The organism is Phytohabitans maris (assembly GCF_031085175.1).
GTDB classification, from domain to species: domain Bacteria; phylum Actinomycetota; class Actinomycetes; order Mycobacteriales; family Micromonosporaceae; genus Phytohabitans; species Phytohabitans maris.
Genome location: NZ_JAVHUY010000018.1, coordinates 148,607 through 167,792 on the forward strand (window position 1 = coordinate 148,607; position 19,186 = coordinate 167,792).

At 72.2% G+C, this 19,186-nt stretch carries 19 protein-coding genes and 1 pseudogene; 14 read left to right on the plus strand and 6 right to left on the minus strand.

What is annotated here, in order from left to right:
* Position 1: 1 nt before the first annotated feature.
* The 3 genes from RB614_RS20720 to RB614_RS20730 form a co-directional block, all read right to left on the minus strand.
* Entirely contained in the window at positions 2-3,322 is a 3,321-nt protein-coding gene (locus tag RB614_RS20720) for an ATP-binding protein (RefSeq protein ID WP_487379831.1), read from the minus strand.
* A gap of 88 nt (positions 3,323-3,410) precedes the next feature.
* The gene (locus tag RB614_RS20725) at positions 3,411-3,773 is read right to left on the minus strand and encodes a hypothetical protein (RefSeq protein ID WP_308714210.1); all 363 of its coding nucleotides are present in this window, start codon (positions 3,771-3,773) and stop codon (positions 3,411-3,413) included.
* 16 nt (positions 3,774-3,789) lie between these two features.
* Positions 3,790-4,104: a hypothetical protein gene (locus RB614_RS20730; protein WP_308714211.1), complete on the minus strand. Its 315-nt coding sequence runs from the start codon at positions 4,102-4,104 to the stop codon at positions 3,790-3,792.
* Between the two features lie 309 nt (positions 4,105-4,413).
* On the opposite strand from RB614_RS20730, the gene folP reads away from it, so the two are divergent.
* The 7 genes from folP to RB614_RS20765 all read left to right on the plus strand — a co-directional run bounded on the left by folP (position 4,414) and on the right by RB614_RS20765 (position 9,013).
* Positions 4,414-5,286: a dihydropteroate synthase gene (gene folP / locus RB614_RS20735; protein WP_308714212.1), complete on the plus strand. Its 873-nt coding sequence runs from the start codon at positions 4,414-4,416 to the stop codon at positions 5,284-5,286.
* Positions 5,283-5,645 carry a dihydroneopterin aldolase gene (gene folB / locus RB614_RS20740; RefSeq protein WP_308714213.1) on the plus strand — a complete coding sequence of 121 codons (363 nt, stop codon included), beginning with the start codon at positions 5,283-5,285 and terminating at the stop codon, positions 5,643-5,645. Before folP ends, folB begins: the two co-directional genes overlap by 4 nt.
* Entirely contained in the window at positions 5,642-6,166 is a 525-nt protein-coding gene (folK, locus tag RB614_RS20745; protein WP_308714214.1) for a 2-amino-4-hydroxy-6-hydroxymethyldihydropteridine diphosphokinase, read from the plus strand. Before folB ends, folK begins: the two co-directional genes overlap by 4 nt.
* A gap of 47 nt (positions 6,167-6,213) precedes the next feature.
* Positions 6,214-6,681, plus strand: a complete 468-nt coding sequence (locus tag RB614_RS20750; protein ID WP_308714245.1) for a DUF3180 domain-containing protein — start codon at positions 6,214-6,216, stop codon at positions 6,679-6,681.
* Positions 6,682-6,825: 144 nt separating this feature from the next.
* A complete protein-coding gene (locus RB614_RS20755; RefSeq protein ID WP_308714215.1) occupies positions 6,826-8,157 on the plus strand; it encodes an ABC transporter permease in 1,332 nt (443 codons plus the stop codon).
* 9 nt (positions 8,158-8,166) lie between these two features.
* On the plus strand, positions 8,167-8,472 hold the full coding sequence (locus tag RB614_RS20760) for a hypothetical protein (protein WP_308714216.1): 306 nt from the start codon (positions 8,167-8,169) through the stop codon (positions 8,470-8,472).
* 43 nt (positions 8,473-8,515) lie between these two features.
* On the plus strand, positions 8,516-9,013 hold the full coding sequence (locus tag RB614_RS20765; protein ID WP_308714217.1) for a hypothetical protein: 498 nt from the start codon (positions 8,516-8,518) through the stop codon (positions 9,011-9,013).
* Between the two features lie 45 nt (positions 9,014-9,058).
* Here the strand turns inward: RB614_RS20765 and RB614_RS20770 are convergent, their stop codons facing one another.
* Positions 9,059-10,060 carry an ABC transporter ATP-binding protein gene (locus tag RB614_RS20770; RefSeq protein ID WP_308714218.1) on the minus strand — a complete coding sequence of 334 codons (1,002 nt, stop codon included), beginning with the start codon at positions 10,058-10,060 and terminating at the stop codon, positions 9,059-9,061.
* Positions 10,061-10,062: 2 nt separating this feature from the next.
* Between RB614_RS20770 and RB614_RS20775 the strand changes: the two genes are divergently transcribed.
* The 4 genes and pseudogenes from RB614_RS20775 (at position 10,063) to RB614_RS20790 (ending at position 14,125) form a co-directional block, all read left to right on the plus strand.
* Positions 10,063-10,752: an ABC transporter permease gene (locus RB614_RS20775; RefSeq protein WP_308714219.1), complete on the plus strand. Its 690-nt coding sequence runs from the start codon at positions 10,063-10,065 to the stop codon at positions 10,750-10,752.
* Complete coding sequence (locus tag RB614_RS20780; RefSeq protein ID WP_308714220.1) at positions 10,749-11,480, plus strand: ABC transporter permease; 732 nt, start codon at positions 10,749-10,751, stop codon at positions 11,478-11,480. Before RB614_RS20775 ends, RB614_RS20780 begins: the two co-directional genes overlap by 4 nt.
* Before the next feature lie 13 nt (positions 11,481-11,493).
* Positions 11,494-12,643, plus strand: a pseudogene (locus RB614_RS20785) (glycine betaine ABC transporter substrate-binding protein).
* A gap of 222 nt (positions 12,644-12,865) precedes the next feature.
* Positions 12,866-14,125: a hypothetical protein gene (locus RB614_RS20790; RefSeq protein ID WP_308714222.1), complete on the plus strand. Its 1,260-nt coding sequence runs from the start codon at positions 12,866-12,868 to the stop codon at positions 14,123-14,125.
* A 12-nt stretch (positions 14,126-14,137) separates the two neighbouring features.
* On the opposite strand, the gene RB614_RS20795 is transcribed toward RB614_RS20790, so the two are convergent.
* Together RB614_RS20795 and RB614_RS20800 are read right to left on the minus strand one after the other, a co-directional pair.
* Positions 14,138-15,289 carry an NADH-quinone oxidoreductase subunit D gene (locus tag RB614_RS20795; protein WP_308714223.1) on the minus strand — a complete coding sequence of 384 codons (1,152 nt, stop codon included), beginning with the start codon at positions 15,287-15,289 and terminating at the stop codon, positions 14,138-14,140.
* Entirely contained in the window at positions 15,286-16,224 is a 939-nt protein-coding gene (locus tag RB614_RS20800) for an SAM-dependent methyltransferase (RefSeq protein WP_308714246.1), read from the minus strand. The genes RB614_RS20795 and RB614_RS20800 overlap by 4 nt, the downstream gene beginning before the upstream one ends.
* Positions 16,225-16,397: 173 nt before the next feature.
* On the opposite strand from RB614_RS20800, the gene RB614_RS20805 reads away from it, so the two are divergent.
* The 3 genes from RB614_RS20805 to RB614_RS20815 all read left to right on the plus strand — a co-directional run bounded on the left by RB614_RS20805 (position 16,398) and on the right by RB614_RS20815 (position 19,138).
* On the plus strand, positions 16,398-17,264 hold the full coding sequence (locus tag RB614_RS20805; RefSeq protein ID WP_308714224.1) for a Rossmann-like and DUF2520 domain-containing protein: 867 nt from the start codon (positions 16,398-16,400) through the stop codon (positions 17,262-17,264).
* On the plus strand, positions 17,264-18,124 hold the full coding sequence (panC, locus tag RB614_RS20810; RefSeq protein WP_308714225.1) for a pantoate--beta-alanine ligase: 861 nt from the start codon (positions 17,264-17,266) through the stop codon (positions 18,122-18,124). The genes RB614_RS20805 and panC overlap by 1 nt, the downstream gene beginning before the upstream one ends.
* Positions 18,125-18,229: 105 nt before the next feature.
* Positions 18,230-19,138 (plus strand): septum formation family protein, encoded by a 909-nt coding sequence (locus RB614_RS20815; RefSeq protein WP_308714227.1) that lies wholly within the window; start codon positions 18,230-18,232, stop codon positions 19,136-19,138.
* The last annotated feature ends 48 nt before the right edge of the window (positions 19,139-19,186 follow it).

The window sequence follows — 19,186 nt, forward strand, 5'->3', positions numbered from 1 at the left end:
TTCACACCTCCGTGTCGGGTGCGCCGGTGGGCAGGTTGGACTGGGGCGCCGCGGCGCCTGTCGGTGTGGTGTCCAAGTGGTCGAGCAGCCCCTCCACGTACGACACGTCGACCCGTACCTTCTGCACGCGCCCATCCACGTCTCGCATGACGAACTCCCGGAAGCCCAGCCGGGACGCCGACGATGTGTCCACGTTGGACAGCGATGCCAGCGTCGCCTCGTACCCGTCGTTGACCGGCACCCGCAGCAGCCGCAGGGCCTCGGAGGCGATCTCCACGTCTTCGGCGATCCGGCCGACGAAGACGGTGGAGACGAGGTTTTGCACGTCGAGCCCGAGGATGTCGCGAGGGTTCTGCGAGGCCACGAGCGCCGCCAGGTTCCACTTTCGGGAGTCGCGGGCGAGGCGGACCAGGAACGACCGGCCCGACCGCCAGCCCTCCATGAAGTGCGCCTCGTCCAGGCCGACCATCTTCCGGGACGACATCGAGCCGCCGTAGCAGCGGCGTACCGCCAGCCGGTGCGCGGTGTGCAGCATGGGCAGGGCGAGCGCCTCCTCGGCCGACCAGTACTCGCGCTCGATCTTCAGGTCGGGCAGGCGGAGCCCGGCCATCGTGATCACGGTGAGCGCGGCGTCGGCGCCGAGCAGGCCCTCTGGCGGGCGGCCGAAGAAGAGCAGCGCGAGCGGCATCTCGGCGGTGTCGAGCAGGAGGTTGGCCAGCTCCTTGCCGTTGTCGTCGTCGAGGCTGGCGAGGCAGGCCACGACGTCGTCCAGTGTGGACGTCTCCTCGGCCGGCACCTGCCGCACCGCGTGGCGCAGCAGCGTCGCCGTGGATGCCTCGCGGGCGACCTGCGGCGGCACGAGCATCGAGCAGATGTCCTGTACGAGCATCCGCCGCTCGGCCCGGGAGTTGGACACCGCGATCTCGAACTCGCGGTCGCCGGTCGGCCCGCTCGGAAACTCGGACCGCAGCGGTGTCGGGATCAGCGAGTACGGCGCCAGTGTGCCGTGCTCGGAGCCGGTCAGGTTGAGCACCCGGGAGTACGGCCGCAGCTCCGGCATCGACGCCAGCCGGGCGAGCGGTCCGGACGGGTCGAGGAGCGTGACCTGCACGCCGCGGCGGGCGGCCAGATAGCCGAGGGCACCGAGCAACGTGGACTTGCCACCGCCCGGCTCGGCGACGAAGACGCTGAGGCCGGAGCGCTCGCGTACCTCCATCGGGAAGTGGAGGTCGAGGAAGACCGGGCGGCGGCAGGTGCCGGCGGTACGCCCGATGAGGTCGCCGCGCCGGTCGCCCACTGTGGACGCCGCCTGGGGCAGCGCGGCGGCGAGCAGCTTGACCGGCATGCGGCGGATGTACCCGGTGTTGGCGACCGGCTCGCCGGGGATGAACTCGCGGGCCAGCCAGTCCTGGTTTTTCGGGTGCTGCAGCGAGATGCGCAGCTCGCGGGAGTAGAGCTGGATGAGCCGGCGGGCCCGCTCCAGGCACTCCTCGCGGGTGCGGCCGCCGACGGCGATGCGGTGCCAGCCGTGCGCGCGGGCCGACTCGACGGGCAGCCCGGTGGTCATCTCGTCGCCGATGACCAGGGCGCGCTTGGCCAGCCGCTCCAGCTCCGGCGGGGCGTCGATGCCGTGCTCGGCGTAGTCGAGCTGCTGCGAGCGGATCATCCGCAGCCGGTGCTCGAGGTTTTTGAACGAGTCGCCCGAGCCGAGCACGTCCACTCTGGACGACAGCTCCATCGGCCACGGCAGGCGCTCGTGGAAGTGCAGCCACGGCTCGTGCCGCTCGGGGATCTCCAGCGGCTCCATCCGGCCGACCGCGAGGACGGCGACGTGCCGCTCCTCGCCGGTCATCCGGTTGACCAGCTTTACCGTCGACCCGTACGGCGTGCGGTAGCGCTCGATCTGCTCGGTCAGCGCGAGCAGGTCACCCCGCTCCCACTCGCCGTCGGTGACCGGGGAAAGCGCGGTCGGCGGCGCCATGCAGAGCGCGACCGAGCGGTACAGCAGCCACTCCAGCTCGTGCGGCGTGACCTGCCGCCCCCGCATGCCGAACGCGCCGAGCACCTCGTCGAACTGCTCCACCGTGCGTCCCAGCTTGCGCCGCTCGCCCTCGGCGACACCCCGGCCGAAGGCGCGCAGCAGCCGCTCCACCAGCGAGTCGCCGAGCGAGCGGCGGGCGAACGTCACGCCCAGGTACGTCTGCCCCTCCGCGTGGTTGACCGAGAGGAGGTGGCGCTGGGCGTTGACCAGGTGGTCGCCCCAGGAACTCGCGCCGGGCACGCCGCCGAGCGGGTGCGGGGTGTTCGTGTCGAGCGTGCGGGCCCACTCGTCGGCCGGGAACGGGCGGGTGGTGCGGCGCAGGTGGAGACGGAAACCGGCGAGCCCCGCGTACTGCTCGGAGATCGCGGAGAGCAGCGCCTCGCGCTCGGCGTCCGGCCGGAACGCCCACCGCACCTCGGGCAGCCAGTACCAGGCGGTGACCGTGTTGGGGGTAAAGGTGAGGTGTCCGGCGATCTCGGTGATCGCGAGGTTGACGGCGGGGTCGCGGTCGGCGAACTTGATCTTCGGCGGCCGGACCGGCTTGCTCCGCGGCGCGATCTCCTGCCGCTTCCGGAGCTCCTTGCGCGGGCGCGGCGGCGGCTCCTCGCGCGTCCGCCGCTCCTCCGGCCGGCGTCGCGGCGCCGGCTCGGCCATCGGCCGCCGCGCCGGGGGCTCCGCGGCGGGCTCGCGCACCGCCGGCAGGTTGACCGGCTCGAGCTCCGGATCGAGAGCCGCATGGCGCGGGGGGCGCTCGGCGCGCGCGGGCGACCTCGGCGCGATCGGTGGTCCAGCTTTCTCATCTGGTACGGGCGGGGAGTCACCGCCACGCGAAGGTGGGGCGATCGGCTCGGCCCCGATGCCGTGCCCGCCCATGCCGTTGGCGAACCCCTCGGCGGGCGGGGGCTCGACCGGTCGCCGGGGCGGCTCGGCGGCGGGCGGCTCGACCGGCCGGCGTACGGGCTCGGCGTGCGGCGGCGGCTCCACCGGCCGGCGTACCGGCGGCTCGGCCAGGCGGGCGGTGGGCGGGCGGGTGGCCGAACGGGGCGGCGCGGGGCGCCCGGCGGAGCCGGAGAAGAGGTCGAGGAAGGGCGAGTCGATGTCGGCGTGTTCGCCCTCGGCGCGGCCGGGTGTGCCACCGTGCCGCCGCGGGGTCTGGGGGGCCTGGAACACGGCGACCGCACCGTGGTCGGGGCGGGTGATCAGGTCGTCGGCGTCCTCGTCTGGCTCCGACACTGGGTAGTCAGATGGTCGCGCACCGTTACTACGAGTGTCGGCCGGCATGCCGACCGGACGAGGGGGGCCCGGTGTGGAGGGTGGGGTCATGCCATCGCTCCGCACATGAGGCCGTGGGCGCCGCCGATACCACCGCTCATACCAGCTCCTCCCGGACCCGGATCCGGGTCGCGACCAGGCGCGGGTCGCGCTGCTCGATGGCGGGCTCGCGGGTGCGCCGCCAGTCGGTGAGGGCGGTGCGGACCACCATGCGCGCGGGGCGGTCGGGATCGACGTACCTGAAGATGAAGGACGTCGTCACGACGGCGAGCGCGATCTCCCATGCCGGGAACAGTTCCACGTCGAACGTGAACAGGTAATGAATGAACATGAAGAGCGGGACGAGCAGCATGAACACGCCGTACTGGGCGTACGGAAGGTGGACGGGCAACGTGTATCCGGGCGGGCCCAGGTAGACCAGGCGAGCCCGGTAGATGTCGTCGTCGGTACGCAGCCGCATAAGTGAACCCGCGAACCTACTCGAAGATCAGGTTGATGATGTAGTCACCGACGAAGAACAGCGTTGCCGCACCGGCGATGAACGCGAGACCGACGATCGCGATCGCCGAACTCGTCAACACCTTCGATATTTCGCCCTTGCTCGCTCGGCCGATAAAGATCACGCCGAGCACGGCGAGCAGGATCGGTGCGATGTTGCTGGCGAAGAAGGTGACGACACCCTCGGTGTCGATACCCTTCGGCTCCGGCTCGGCCGCGGGTATGAGAGCGAGCGCGTCGACGGCGTGCGTGACGGTGCTCCACGCCGCTGTGACGAGCTCTGTGGTGTTCATTGGAAGAGACCTCCCCGGTGCGCGTCCGTCGACGGTGGGAGTAGGCGGATCGCCCCATCACTCTGTGTCTGCGTGTCACCACGAACGGGTGAACTTTCCTGGGCGTTTTGTCCTGGTTTAGCCCATCTCCTCAAGCTATGACGTCTGAATGATGCGCAATTGCAAAGCGTACGGGGCACCCCCCTTTCTGCCAAGCTACGAAGGTCGTGGCCCGTGGTGCCGGCGTGGCTGATGCTAACTGCTTTCGAACGCATGTGCTAATCCAGGGCGCCGAGCAGGCGTTCCGTCGCCGGTCGGTACCGTCTATTCGTGACAGAATCACGCCCAGCCGCAGGAGCAGTTGATCTCCTGCGCTCGGCGCGTCCCGTCGTGATCGGGGTTTTGAACGTAACGCCCGACTCTTTCTCCGATGGCGGACGCTATGTGCGCCGTTCCGACGCTGTCCGGCACGGAATCGAGATGCGCGACCAAGGCGCCGATCTGATCGACATCGGCGGCGAGTCGACCCGTCCCGGAGCCGAGCGGGTCGACGCGGATACCGAGGTCAGCCGGGTTGTACCGGTCATTCGGGAGCTGGCCGCGGCGGGCGTGCTGCTGAGTATCGACACGACCCGGGCGAGCGTCGCCGCGGCGGCTCTGGAGGCCGGCGCCGTAGTTGTCAACGACGTGTCGGGGGGACTCGCCGATCCCGCTATGGCGAAAGTGGTCGCCGAGGCCGGCTGCCCCTGGATCCTCATGCACTGGCGGGGGCATTCACGCCGGATGCAGGATCTGGCCGTGTACGACGATGTGGTGGCAGAGGTCCGCGCCGAGCTTGCCCAGCGGGTCGACCAGGCCCTCGCCGCCGGCGTCCGCCCCGACCGCCTGGTGGTCGACCCTGGGCTGGGCTTCGCCAAGCGGCCGGAGCACAACTGGCAGCTGACCCGGCGCCTCGGCGAGCTGCTCACGCTCGCCTACCCGCTGCTGTTCGGGGCCAGCCGCAAGTCGTACCTGGGCGCCCTGCTGGCCGACCCGGACGGCACGCCGCGCCCGCCCGGCGAGCGGGAGGCCGCCACGATCGCCACCAGCGTGCTGGCCGTGGCGGCCGGCGCCTGGGGCGTACGGGTGCACGACGTCCGCGGCACCGTCGACGCGCTCAAGGTCTGGACGGCCTCCGGCGCACCCCGGCTGGCGCCGCCGTGAGCGACCGCATCACCCTCTCCGGCCTGCGGGCGAGGGGACACCACGGGGTGTACGACTTCGAGCGCGAGCGCGGCCAGGACTTCGTGGTCGACGCGGTGCTGGAGGTCGACCTCGCCCCCGCCGCCCGTTCGGACGACGTGGCCGACACCGTCCACTATGGCGAGCTCGCCGAGCGCCTGGTCACGGCCGTGGCTGGCGAGCCGGTCAACCTGATCGAGACGCTCGCCGAGCGGCTGGCCGGGATCTGCCTGGCCGACTCCCGGGTGCGGGCGGTCACCGTCACCGTGCACAAGCCGCAGGCACCGATCCCGCACCAGTTCGCCGACGTGGCGGTCACGATCACCCGGCGGCGGCCATGACCCGGGCGGTGCTCTCGCTCGGCAGCAACCTCGGCGACCGCCTCGGCCACCTGCGGGCGGCGGTCCGCGACCTCGGCGACGTGCTGCTGGTCGCCTCCGGGGTGTACGAGACACCGCCGTGGGGCGACGACGACCAGCCGCCGTACCTGAATGCCGCCCTGCTGGTGCACGACGCGGCCGCGACCCCGCGCGACTGGCTGGACCGGGCGCGGGCCCTGGAGGAGAAGGCCGGCCGGGTCCGCGACCCGGACCGGCGGTTCGGCCCCCGCACGCTGGACGTCGACGTGATCGCGGTCTGGTCCGAAGAGGGTGAGCCGGTGGTCAGCGACGATCCGGAGCTGACCCTGCCGCATCCCCGGGCCCACATGCGGGCGTTCGTCCTGCGGCCGTGGATCGACGTCGAGCCGTACGCCCGGCTGCCCGGCCACGGCTGGCTCACCGACCTGCTCAACGCCGAGCCGCTCGCCTCGGACGCCCTCGCCATCAGCCCTCGCCCCGACCTCCGGTTAGAGTCGAACTGATGGAACCGGAGTCTCCACCGCGCGGCTCCACGCCGCAGGGTCCGCGTATGGGCATGACCCGGCCCGCCACGCTCGTGGTGGCCGGCCTGGCCGCGGCGGCCGTGGCGTGGTGGATGATCAGCAGCTTCTACGGCGACATCCCCAGCCTGCCGTGGCTGCCGACGGTGACGCTGGCGGCGCTCGCCGTGCTGGAGGCGTACGTCGCGATCAACACCCGGCAGCGGATCGAGCGGCGCCCCGGCCGGGAGCCGGTCGACCCGCTCGCGGTGGCCCGATATGTCGTACTCGCCAAGGCCTCCTCGCTCGCCGGCGCGATCTTCGCCGGGTTCTACGCGGGGCTGGTGGGCTGGCTGTTTCTGGAGCGCACCCGCGCGGCCGGCAACGACATACCGGCCGCGTCCGCCGGCCTGGTGGCATCGCTGGCGCTGGTCGGCGCCGCGCTCTGGCTGGAGCGTTCCTGCCGGGTGCCGAAGCGCCCGGATGATGACAACGAATCCGATACGTCAGACCACTAGCGCCACCCTGCCCGGACACGGGGGGTGACTTGCCCCGGTCGACACGAGTACGGTGCGGCTGACTGGCTTCAATCCGCCGTGCGTCCCGATCCGTACAGCTTGGCGGCGCGGAGCCAGGCTGAACGACCACAGGAGGCGCGCGAGATGGCGTACGACGACCCGGCCTACCGTCGGCGTGACACCGGCGGTACGGGCAGCGGCGGCCTGCGGGAGGACGCGCGCTTCGGCTCCGACAACGGCTTCGGCACCACCCCGGCGTACCAGACCGGCAGCTTCCCCGTGGCCGGCGAGTTCCGTGAGCCCGACGCGATGGAGCTGACCCAGCGCCGCGCCGTCTCCCAGGCCGAGCTCGACGACGTCTTCGACGACCCGTCGCACGGCGATCCCGGCCGCGACCGGATGGCCGTTCACGTGGTCTGGGAGGTCCTTCTCCTCCTGGGCGCCGGCGCGATCGGCTTCCTGCTCTACCGGGAGGACTCGGACGCCGTCCGTGGCGCCGCCCTCGACCAGCTCCTCGTGCTCGCCGCCGGCCTCGGCCTGCTCGCCATCGGGGCCAGCCTCACCCTCCGGGCCGGCGCGCCCAACCTCGCCATCGGCCCGATCGCGGTCGGTGCCGCACTGCACTTCGCCGAGCAGGGCGACCGCGGCGTGCTCGTCGCCGCGGCCGAGGCCGTGGTCGCCGCCGGCCTCCTCGGCCTGCTCATGGCGATCGTCGTCGGCGCCTTCCACGTGCCCGGCTGGGCGGTCACGCTCGCCGGCGCGCTGGCCGCGATGGTCTTCATCCAGCAGCGCGGCGGACCGGTCGACCTCCAGGGCGACTACGACCCGACGCGGCAGGCGCTGTACCTCTTCGGCGGGGTCGCGGCGGTCTCCGTGCTCGGGGGGCTCGTCGGCATGATCAAGCCGGTGCGGCGGTCGGTCGGCCGCTTCCGGCCGGTCGGCGACCCCGCCCAGCGCCGGGGTGGGCTGGCCGCGGTGCTCACCGGCGGGGCGCTGGTGGCCTCCAGTTCGCTCGCCGCGGTCGGCGGGATCCTCCTCGTGGCCGGCCAGGACGCGCCGGTGGTGCCGTCGCCCGGCCTGGACTGGACCGCGTTCGCGATCGGCGCCGCGATGCTCGGCGGTGCCAGCGCCTTCGGCCGCCGCGGTGGGATCTTCGGCACGATCCTCGCCGCCGTGCTGGTCACCCTCTTCCTCCGGTACGAGGACGCGATGGGCTGGGACATCTCCCGCCTCGCGATCGCCGGTGGGGTGGTGCTCGCCGGCGTGATCGTGACCCGGATCGTGGAGACCTACGGCCGGCCCCGCTCGCGCGACGACGCCCTGGACGACGACGAGTGGACCGAGCCGGACCCTTCCTCCACGGGCTGGAGCGGCAGCCGCCGCACCGACTCCTGGGCCACGCCCCTCCCGACCCAGTCGACCGCCGCGCGCACGGACCCCTGGGACAGCGACAGGTGGGGTACCGGCGGCCGTTAAGCTCGCGGTATGCCCGAGGCCACGTTCGACGATCTGGATGCCCTGTCCACTGAGGAGCTGCGGGAGCGGGCTTTCGCCCTGGCCCGCCACCGGGTGGACGTGGGCTTCTTCTGGTCCGTGCTGAAGCACCTGCCGGACGCCGACGAGGCCAGCTCCCTGGACGGCGCGCCCAACACCGTCGGCCCGACGATCGACGAGGCCGTGGCCCTGTGGCGGGAGTTCACCGGGCACGGGTACGACCCGGAGTCCGAGCCGCTGCTCCGCGCCGCCTTCATCGACTATTTGCTGAAGCATCCGGACGAAGCAGCGAAATAACGACAGGTTTGAGTGTCCTGGCGCGCAGGGAATTCATGGCGCCATGGCTCTTACCACCACCCGTAACAAGACCGCTACGGGCGCGGGTACTCTCGCGGCGCTCGTACTGGTCCTGGTCTTCGGCAGCCCCTGGTACGGGGACTGGGCCGAGGACAACACCAACGCGAACACGGCGGGCGGCTGGTTCCTGCGACTGCTCGCCTGGCCGGCGTGGCGGTTCGACTCCGACGAGCCGGTGCAGGACCTCCTCTCCGTCAACCTGCGGGCGATCCTGGTGGTCGTCCTGACCGCCCTGTTCCTCTACGCACTGCCCGGCTCGCAGCTGTCCCGGGCTCGCGGCACACTCAGCCAGTTCTTCGCCGGGTGGTCCGCATACATCTTCGCCGGCGCCTTCGCCTCGCTCGTGGCCGCGCTGGTCCACTCCAACCCCACGCTGCTCGGCGCCTTCCAGTCCGCCGGCTCCGGCGCGACGTACGGCCTGTTCGTCGGCTGGATCGTCGGCATCGCCTGCCTCGGCGGCTGGCGCGGTCGAGCGACCTGACCGGTCACGCACCCTGGGCGCCCCACCAGGGGCGCCCCTCGGGCGTCAGAGCTCGGCCGGGTAGTCGATGCTCAGCAGGCGGTGCCGGGTCAGCAGCCCGACCGGCTCGGTGCCGTCGGTGATCCGCAGGTAGTCCGAATTGGTCACCAGCATCGTGGCGAGCGCGTCGTAGAGCGAGGTGCCCAGCTCGGCGGGAGGGTGGGCGGCGTCGTCGCCGGTGAGCGGTTCGAGCATGTCGCGGGTGACCGGTGTGACCGCGAGCCGCCGGATGCCCCGGTCGGCGCCGACGAACTCCCGCACGAACGGGGACGTCGGCCGGCCCAGCAGGTCGGCGGGGGAGTCGTACTGCTCCAGCTTGCCGCCCTGCGACAGCACCGCGATCCGGTCGCCGAGCCGTACCGCCTCGTCGAGGTCGTGCGTGACCAGCACGATCGTCTTGCGCACATCGGCCTGCAGCCGCAGGAACTCCTCTTGCAGCCGGCCGCGCACGATCGGGTCGACGGCCGAGAACGGCTCGTCCATCAGCAGCACGACCGGGTCGGCGGCGAGCGCGCGAGCCACCCCGACCCGCTGCCGCTGGCCGCCGGAGAGCTCCTGCGGGTATCGCCGGCCGAACTTCGCCGGATCGAGCCCGACCAGGTCGAGCAGCTCGTCCGACCGCTGGCGGACCCGCGCCCGCGGCCAGCCGAGCAGCCGCGGCACGGTGCCGACGTTGGCCCGGATCGTCTGGTGGGGAAAGAGCCCGACGTTCTGGATCACGTACCCGATGCGGCGGCGCAACTGGACCGGATCGGCCTTGGTGACGTCTTCGCCGTCGAGCAGGATCGTGCCGGCCGTGGGCTCGATCAGCCGGTTGACCATGCGGAGCACCGTGGACTTGCCGCAGCCCGACGGTCCGATGAGGACGACCAGTTCGCCGGCGGGGACCCGCAGGCTGAGGTCACCCACAGCGACGGTACCGTCGGGGAACTGCTTGCGAATCCCGACAAGCTCTATCGGTGCTGCCTTCTTATCGGCCGAGTCGTCGGCACTCGCGGTAACGTCCACGTATGTCCTTCCGGCTCGCTCTTCAGGAGAGCCCGGGAAACCCCTGGTTTTCCTGGCAGTACGTGCGGGACAACTCCGACACCATCCTCGCCGCGCTGCGCGAGCACGCCACGCTGACGGCCGAGGCGGTGCTGCTCGCGACGGCGGTGGCGGTGCCACTCGCCGTGATCGCGTACTGGTACCGCCCCCTCACCGGGCCGATTCTCGCACTCTCCGGCATCCTCTACACCATCCCCTCGCTGGCCCTGCTCGCCTTCGTCGCGCCGTACGTGGGCACGACCAACCCGGCGTCCGTGCTGATCGCGCTCGTTCTCTACGCGCTGTTGCTGATCGTGCGCAACTCGCTGGCCGGGCTCAACCAGGTGCCGCCGGAGGCGCGCGACGCCGCGCAGGGGATGGGGTACGGCCGGTGGGGCCTGCTGCTCCGGATCGACCTGCCGCTGGCGCTCCCCGGCATCGTCACCGGACTGCGCCTGGCGACGGTGTCGACCGTCGCGCTGGTGACGGTGGGTTCGCTGATCGGGCAGGGCGGCCTGGGCAACCTGATCCTCGGCGGCTTCAACAGCAACTTCTACCGGGCTCAGATCCTCACCGGCACCGTGCTCTGCGTCGGGCTCGCGCTCCTGCTCGACCTGCTGCTGGCCACCGCCGGCCGGTTGCTCACGCCGTGGAGCCGGAGGGCGGCGCGGTGAAGGCGGACAATCCCGTCCAGCAGGCGGTGACCTGGATCAACGACCCGCTCAACTGGACAAACCCGGGCGGCATCGTGGACCGGCTCGGCGAGCACCTGTGGATCTCGGCGGCCGCCGTGGCGCTGGGCTGCCTGGTCGCCTGGCCGATCGGCATGTGGCTGGGGCACGCCGGCCGGGGCGGCAGCGTGGTCGTGATGATCTCGAACCTGACGCTCGCCATCCCCACGATCGCGCTGCTGACGATCCTGCCGCTCACGTTCCTCGGCTTCGGTAAGCCGCCGGTGATCGTGGCGCTGGCCGTCTTCGCGGTGCCGCCGCTGCTGGCCAATGCGTACACGGGTGTCCGCTCCATCGACCCCGAGGCGCGCGACGCGGCACGGGGCATGGGCCTGTCCGGCTGGCAGGTGCTGGCCCGGGTCGAGTTGCCGCTCGCCGTGCCGTACCTGGCGGCCGGTTTCCGTACCGCGTCGGTGCAGGTCGTGGCGACCGCCGCGCTGGCGTCCTTCGTCAACGGCGGCGGGTTGGGCCAGATCATCAGCGCCGGCTTCGGTCTGGGCATATCGGTCGGCGGCGGACAGATCCTCGCCGGTGGCGTCCTCGTCGCGCTGCTCGCGATCCTGGTCGAGGCGATCCTCGCGGTCGTCGAGCGGGCGGTCACGCCCAGGCCGCTGCGCCGCGCCCGGGGCCGGGCCGCCCGCCGCGCGGCGGCTGCCACGGGAAATGCCTGAAGCTTTCAACTCGGTGACAACAGCCGCGGTTTGTTGTCGGTCCCGCCTGTCAGCATGTTGGCTGAATTCGCGGGCGGCACCAGACCGTCGTCCGCCAGACACGCGGCCGGCCCGCAGAGGGTCGCGCCGGGACACGGAAGGCGGGCAGAATCTTGCGCGCACGTTCACGTCTGGTGTTGGGCGCGGTGAGCGCCCTCGCCGGAGGCATGATCCTCGCCGGATGCGGGGATGAAGGATCATCGGGCACCCAGGCGCCGGCCACCGGCGGCGCTGGCGCGGGTGCCGGTTGCGCGCCGGCGGCGGGCAGCCAGCTCGTGGTCCTCGAAGACGACAAGAAGCTGCAAAATACTGACAACGTCGTGCCGGCCATCAATGCCAAGGCATCCAAGCCGGAGCTGGTGGCCGCGCTCGACAAGGTGTCGGCGGCCCTCGACACCACCAAGCTGATCGCGCTCAACAAGGCCGTCGACGTCGACCGCAAGACCTCCAAGGTGGCGGCCGAGGAGTTCGCCGCGGCCAATTCGCTCACCACCGGGATCACCAAGGGCCAGGGCGGGCCGATCACCATCGGCGCGGCCAACTTCCCGGAGAACCAGACGCTTGCCGAGCTCTACAGCATCGCGCTGACGGCGGCGGGCTACCAGCCCAAGGTGCAGCAGATCGGCAACCGCGAGCTCTACGAGCCGGCCCTGGAAAAGGGTGAGATCCAGGTCGTTCCGGAGTACGCGGCGACGCTCGCCGACTTCCTGAACGGCAAGGTCAACGGCGCGAACGCGGCGCCGATCTCCTCGCCCGACCTGGACAAGACGATGGCGGGCCTCAAGGCGGCCGGCGACAAGGTCGGCCTCACCTTCGGCACCCCGTCGGCGGCCCAGGACCAAAACGCGTTCGCGGTCACCAAGGAGTTCGCCGACAAGAATGGTCTGACGACGCTCTCCGACCTCGCCACGAAGTGCTCCGGTACGGCGACGGTGCTGGGCGGGCCGCCGGAGTGCCCGCAGCGGCCGAAGTGCCAGAAGGGCCTGGAGGAGGTCTACAGCTTCAAGGCCGGTTCGTTCAGCTCGCTCGACGCGGGTGGACCGCAGACCAAGACGGCGCTCACCACCGGCACGATCAGCGTCGGCCTGGTGTTCTCGTCGGACGGCGCGCTGGCCGCGGGCTGATCCAGAGGCGTTTACCGGAACGGCGCGGGAACTTGATCCCGCGCCGTTCCGCCGTCTGGACCCTCGATAGTGGTACGAATCGTGGAGTTTCAGACTGACTCGGGGTGATTAGCCCCAGTTCCTCGTTGTGCTCATGTGACCGTTCCGTCCGTGGAGAGCCCGGCCCCGGATTCCGACTCTGGCCGTTCCGATTACCCGGAAGTATCGGTAGGCTCCACAGCCATGCCGGCCTCCGCACCGCCATCCGAGCGGCCGGGGCGGCAGCTGCTCACGGTGGTGTTCTGGGTCGGGGTGGGGCTGGCACCGCTGGCGGCGTTGTTGCTGCTGGTGGGCCAGAGTTCCGGAGTGCTCCGGGTGGCCGCCGTCCTCGCCGTGTTCGCCATCGTGCTCATCGGGGTGTCGATAACCCTGCGGCGCGATACCGAGAGCATGCGCTACGACCTGGAGGAAACGCTCCTCGAAGAGATCGACACGCTGCGCGGCGACGTCCGCAACGACATCGCTACCGCCGCGCGGGCGACCCACCGCGCTTTCGGGGAAAAGCTCCAGGCGCTCCACGAGACCGTGCAGGCGCTCCGCGTCCAGATGCAGCTGGACGCCGCTCGGGGACAGGCAGCGCCGCCACCGCCGCCCGCGCGGGGCGCCGCCGAGCCACCGCCGCAGGTGGGGTTCGCCCGGGTGGGGTACCCGCAGCAGGAGGCGCCGGCCGCCGCCGGGCACGCCTCGATCCCGATGCCGCCGCAGCCGCCCGCGTCGGGTCACGCCGGTGGCCGGGCCCGGGTGCCCGGTGTCGTACGGCACACCGAGACCGTGCAGGTCACGACCCGGCAGACGATCGTCGACCAGGGCGACGACTCGGACGCGGGTGGAAAGGGCTACGGCGGCGGCTCGTACGGCGCGAACGGCTACGGCTCCTCGGCGTCGTACGGCGACTGGCCCGCCTCCGCACCCCCGTCGCCACCCCGGGGCCGGCGCGCCGCCGAGCCGGAGGAGGAGTCCTGGACCGACCAGCGGCTGCGCGGTGGCGGTGACGCTCGCCGCCCCCGGCCGTACGAGCGGGGTGACACCGGCGACGGCGACGACGGCCGCTGGACGGGCGTGCGCGCCGGCGACCGGTGGGCCGCGATGCGCAGCGACGACCGCGGCCGCGAGGTGCACATGGGCGAGCGGCGGGCCGCGATGCACCAGGACGACATGGGCAGCGAGATGCGGATCGAGGACCGCTGGGCCTCGGTGCGCCGCGAGGAGCCCCGCCGCGACGACCACCGCGCCGAGCCCGCGTGGGGTGGTGGCTACCAGGACACCGGCGGGCAGGAGAGCTCGTGGTCGCAGGACCGCTGGGAGCGGCGCGGCTCGGCCGGCGCGCTGCCGGCCGGCGGGATCGAGCCGACCACCTCGTGGGGCCAGCAGTGGAGCACGCCGGAGCGCGAGCCCGCTGGCCGCCGCCGGCGGTACCGCGACGAGGACGACTCGTACCGCTGACCCGGCCCCGGGCTACTTGTCGATGTCGCCGACCACGAAGAACATCGAGCCCAGGATCGCGATCAGATCAGGCACCAGGCACCCCGGGATGAGCGTGCTGAGCGCCTGCACGTTCGCGTACGAGGCGGTGCGCAGCTTCATCCGCCACGGCGTCTTCTCCCCGCGCGACACCAGGTAGTACCCGTTGACGCCGAGCGGGTTTTCGGTCCACGCGTACGTGTGCCCCTCCGGCGCCTTGACCACCTTGGGCAGCCGCACGTTGACCGGACCGGTGACCGTGTCGACCCGTTCCAGGCAGCGCTCGGCGAGGTCCAGCGAGACGTAGACCTGGTCGAGCAGCACCTCGAACCGCGCGTGGCAGTCGCCCGTCGTACGGGTCACCACCGGTACGTCCAGCTCGCCGTAGGCCAGGTAGGGCTCGTCCCGCCGCAGGTCGAAGTCGAGCCCGGACGCCCGCGCCACCGGGCCGGACGCCCCGTAGGCGGCGGCGTCGGCGGCCGGCAGCACGCCCACCCCCACCGTGCGGGCCAGGAAGATCTCGTTGCGGCGGATCAGGTTGTCGAGGTCCGGCAGCCGCCGCCGCACCTGCCCGATCGCCTCCCGGGCCCGGCGCGTCCAGCCGGCCGGCACCTCTTCCTTCAGGCCGCCGACCCGGTTGAACATGTAGTGCATCCGGCCGCCGGAGACCTCCTCCATGACCGCCTGCAGCGTCTCCCGCTCGCGGAACGAGTAGAAGACCGGCGTGATCGCGCCGATCTCCAGCGGGTAGGAGCCGAGGAACATGAGGTGGTTGAGCACCCGGTTGAGCTCGGCCAGCGCGGTGCGCAGCCAGACCGCCCGCTCCGGCACCTCGAGCCCCATCAGCCGCTCGACGGCCAGCACCACTCCGAGTTCGTTGGCGAACGCGGAGAGCCAGTCGTGCCGGTTGGCCAGCACGATGATCTGGCGGTAGTCGCGCACCTCGAAGAGCTTTTCCGCGCCCCGGTGCATGTAGCCGACGATCGGCTCGCAGGAGACCACCCGCTCGCCGTCGAGCACGAGCCTCAACCGCAATACGCCGTGGGTCGACGGATGCTGCGGCCCGATGTTGAGCACCATGTCGGCGGTGTCCAGCCCGCTCCCGGTGCCAACGGTGACCTCGCGCAAGTCGGTCATGCGGGTCATCGTCCCACGTTCCCGAGCGGTGGCGGGTCGACGCCGATCGGGTGGATCAGCCACCAGTGGCCGCCGAGCCCGGCGCGGTCGGTCAGCTCGGCCGCCGCCGACGCCGCGGCCAGCGCCCGCACGTAGCCCGCCGGGTCCGTCGAAGCCCGGGCCAGGGGTGGCCGGGCGCCGTCGACACCGAGCGCATGCAGGGCCTCCCGCTGGGAGACGAGGGTGTACGGCTTGCCGGCCGCCTCGGCCACCGAATCCATCGCCACGTGCGCGGTGATGTCACAGGTCCCGTCCGGCACGGGTGGCACCTGCCGTCCGGCCCGGTACCCGGTCAGCGTCCCGCCCAGCGGCCGCTCCCCGCGCAGGTGGCCGTAGTCGACCGCCAGCGCCAGCCCGCGCTCGACCGTCGCCACCGCCCCGGCCCACGCCCGGTCCCGCGCCGCACCCACCTCGGCGCGCGGCGCCCCCGGCCACCAGCGGGTGAGCCATTCGAGGTCGGCCGCGCAGGCGGGTGCGCCGGGAGACTCCGCGCCGGACCGGTCGACCGCTACGTACCGGCCGCCCTCCACCACGTCCAGCGGCACGTTGTCGAGCCACTCGGTGGCCAGCAGCAGGCCGGTGACCCCCGTGGGCGGCGTGGATGCCCAGGTCACGGGCGTGGGGAGCGAGGGGGGCCGGGGTGCCCGCTCGACGCCGGTCAGCGCGAGCCGCCCGGCCAGCTCCGGTGGCGCGGCGTGCAGCAGCGTGGCCAGCAGCTCGCCCCGGCCCGCGCCCACGTCGACCACGTCCAGCCGCTCCGGGCGGCCCAGCGCGTCGTCCACGTGGCACAGCAGGCGGAGGATCGCCGAGGCGAAGAGCGGCGAGGCGTGCACGCTGGTACGGAAGTGTGCGGCCGGTGCGCCGGTGACGAAGAAGCCGCCCTGGCCGTAGAGGGCGTCCTCCATCGCCTCCCGCCAATTCACGTGCGGTTCAGCCGCCGGCACGATCCACCACCCTACGGTCCCGCGCCCAGTCCGAGGCGCTCGTGAAAACCTTCACACACGCTGTGAGCAGCAGTTAACGCGGACGCATACTGACGTTGACCGGTACCTAACCTCACGAGGACTGGATCAACGCCATGATCGTCGGTGTCATCGGGGCCGGGCGCGTCGGCGCGGTGCTGGGCGCGGCCCTGTCCCGCGCGGGTCACACGGTGGTCGCCGCCTCGGGCTCGTCGCCGGCGTCGGCCGCGCGGATCGCCCGCCTCCTCCCGGAAGCCGCCCGGTTGGCACCTGACGAGGTCGCCCGCGCGGCCACGGACCTGCTGCTCATCGCGGTACCGGACGACGCGATCGGCCCGCTGGTGGCCCGCCTGAGGTTTCACCCCGGGCAGGTGGTGGCGCACACCTCGGGCGCGCGCGGGCTCGCCGTGCTGGAGCCGGCCGCCGCGCAGGGCGCCCGGCCGCTCGCACTGCACCCCGCGATGACGTTCGCCGGCACCGGTGACGACCTGTCCCGGCTGCCCGGGACCGCGTTCGGGGTGACCGCGCCGCCCGATCTCCGCCCGTTCGCCACCCGCCTGGTCGCCGACCTGGGCGGTACCCCGGAGTGGGTCGCCGAGGCCGACCGGCCGCTCTACCACGCGGCCCTCGCGCAGGGGGCGAACCACCTCGTCACGCTCGTCAACGAGGCGGCCGACCGGCTGCGCGACGCCGGTGTCGTACACCCGGAGAGCCTCCTCGGACCGCTGCTGCGAGCCGCCCTCGACAACGCCCTGCGGTACGGCGACGCCGCGCTCACCGGCCCGGTCTCCCGGGGCGACGCCGGTACGGTCGCGCGGCACCTTGAGCGGCTCACGGCGGTCGCACCCGACTCCGTGCCGGCGTACGTCGCGATGGCCCGCCGCACCGCCGACCGGGCGATCGCCGCCGGCCGCCTGCGCCCAGCCGACGCCGAGCGCCTCCTCGACGTGCTCGCCACTCCGCGCCAGGAGGTACAAGCTTGATGCACCTCGAAACAGCGCTCGTGCACACTCGGGACGAGCTGGGCGCGGCCCGGGGTGCGATGGGCGGCTCGGTGGCGGCCGTGATGACCATGGGGGCGCTCCACGACGGGCACCGGGCGCTCCTGCGGGCCGCCCGCGAGCGGGCCGACCACGTGATCACCACCGTCTTCGTCAACCCGCTCCAGTTCGGGCCGAACGAGGACTTCGACCGGTACCCCCGGACCCTCGACGCGGACCTCGCCATCTGCGCGGAGGCCGGCGTCGACCTGGTCTTCGCCCCTGACCGCGCCGAGATGTACCCCTCCGGCGAGCCGATGGTCCGGGTCAACCCGGGCCCGCTGGGCGAGCGGCTGGAGGGGGCGAGCCGGCCTGGGTTCTTCCACGGGGTGCTGACCGTGGTGCTCAAGCTCCTCCAGGTCACCCGCCCTGACCTGGCGTTCTTCGGCGAAAAGGACTACCAGCAGCTCACGCTCGTCCGGCGGATGGTGCGCGACCTCGACGTGCCGGTAGAGATCGTCGGCGTACCGACCGTGCGCGAGCCGGACGGCCTCGCCCTGTCCAGCCGCAACCGGTACCTGGCGCCCGCCGAGCGCCAGGCCGCGCTGACCCTCTCGGCCGCGCTCCGGGCCGGTGTCGAGGCCGCCGCCCAGGGACGCGATGCCGAGGCCGCCGCCCGCGCCAGCTTCGACTCGGGTACCGCCGGCGGCGCGGGCCTGGCCAAGCTCGACTACCTGGTGCTCACCGATCCCGATCTCGGACCGGCCCCGGCGCGGGGCCCCGGCCGGCTCCTGGTCGCCGCCTGGGTGGGCAGCACCCGGCTCATCGACAACGCCGCTGTCGAGGTCGCGCCGGCGACGTAACGTTGAGGAACGTCACTCGCTGGTCGTATCGGGGGAAGTCGGCGGTGGCCGGGGGTGACGTATGCTCGGCCGTCCGGACAGCTGTGCCCTTGGGGAGGACGCACGATGCGCCGCTGGATCGCCGCGATCGCGTTGGGCGGCGCGACCGCTCTCCTGCTCTCCGCGTGCAGCAATCCCGCGGGTGTCGACGGCGACCTGACCGACGACTGGGCGGCGGTGCCCGAGCCCAAGCCGTTCGTGCCGCCGGCCGAGGTCTGCCACAGCGGTGACTTCGCCGAGGTGGCGTACCTCTCCTCATTCAACCCGGTCGACTGCGCGAGCCCGCACCGGCTGGAGACGGTCTACGTCGGCCAGTTCACCGGGGCCGCCGCCAGCGCCTCCGCGCCGCCGGCCAAGGGTTCACCGGAGATCCGCACCGCCTTCGCCGAGTGCGACGCCAAGACGAAGGAGTACCTGGGCGCAGACTGGCGTACCGCCCGGCTGTGGATGGGTGTGGTGTTGCCGTCGCCGCAGGCGTGGGCCGGCGGCTCGCGGTGGTTTCGGTGCGACGTCACCGAGGTGACCAACGCCGAGGACAGCGGCTACACCACCAGCCGCAGCGGCAGCGTCAAGGGCGCGCTCAAGTCGGCTTCACCCCTGTCGCTCGGCTGCTTCCAGGTCACGCTGGCCCGCGACAGCAGCATCGACACGATGCCGGCGACCGCGTGCACCAAGGACCACAACAGCGAGTTCGCCGGCGTCTACAGCGCGCCCGACGGGAGCTACCCGAGCAAGAGCGCCGACTGGGACAAGATGCACAACGAGTGCCGGAAGGTCATCGCGAAGTTCGCGGGCGTGCCCAACGACGGCAACCTCAAGTACCGCACCGGCGTCGTCTCGCTGCCGGCCAACGACGATGACTGGACGAACGGCAACCGCGGCGTCCGCTGCTACCTCTGGCTGAGCGAGCGCAAGGTCAACCGCTCGCTGAAGGGCGCCGGCCCCAACGGCCTCCCCATCCAGTACGCGAGGTAGAGCCGGTACGCGAGGTAGAGCCACCCTGGTCACACTCCGAGCCGCGTT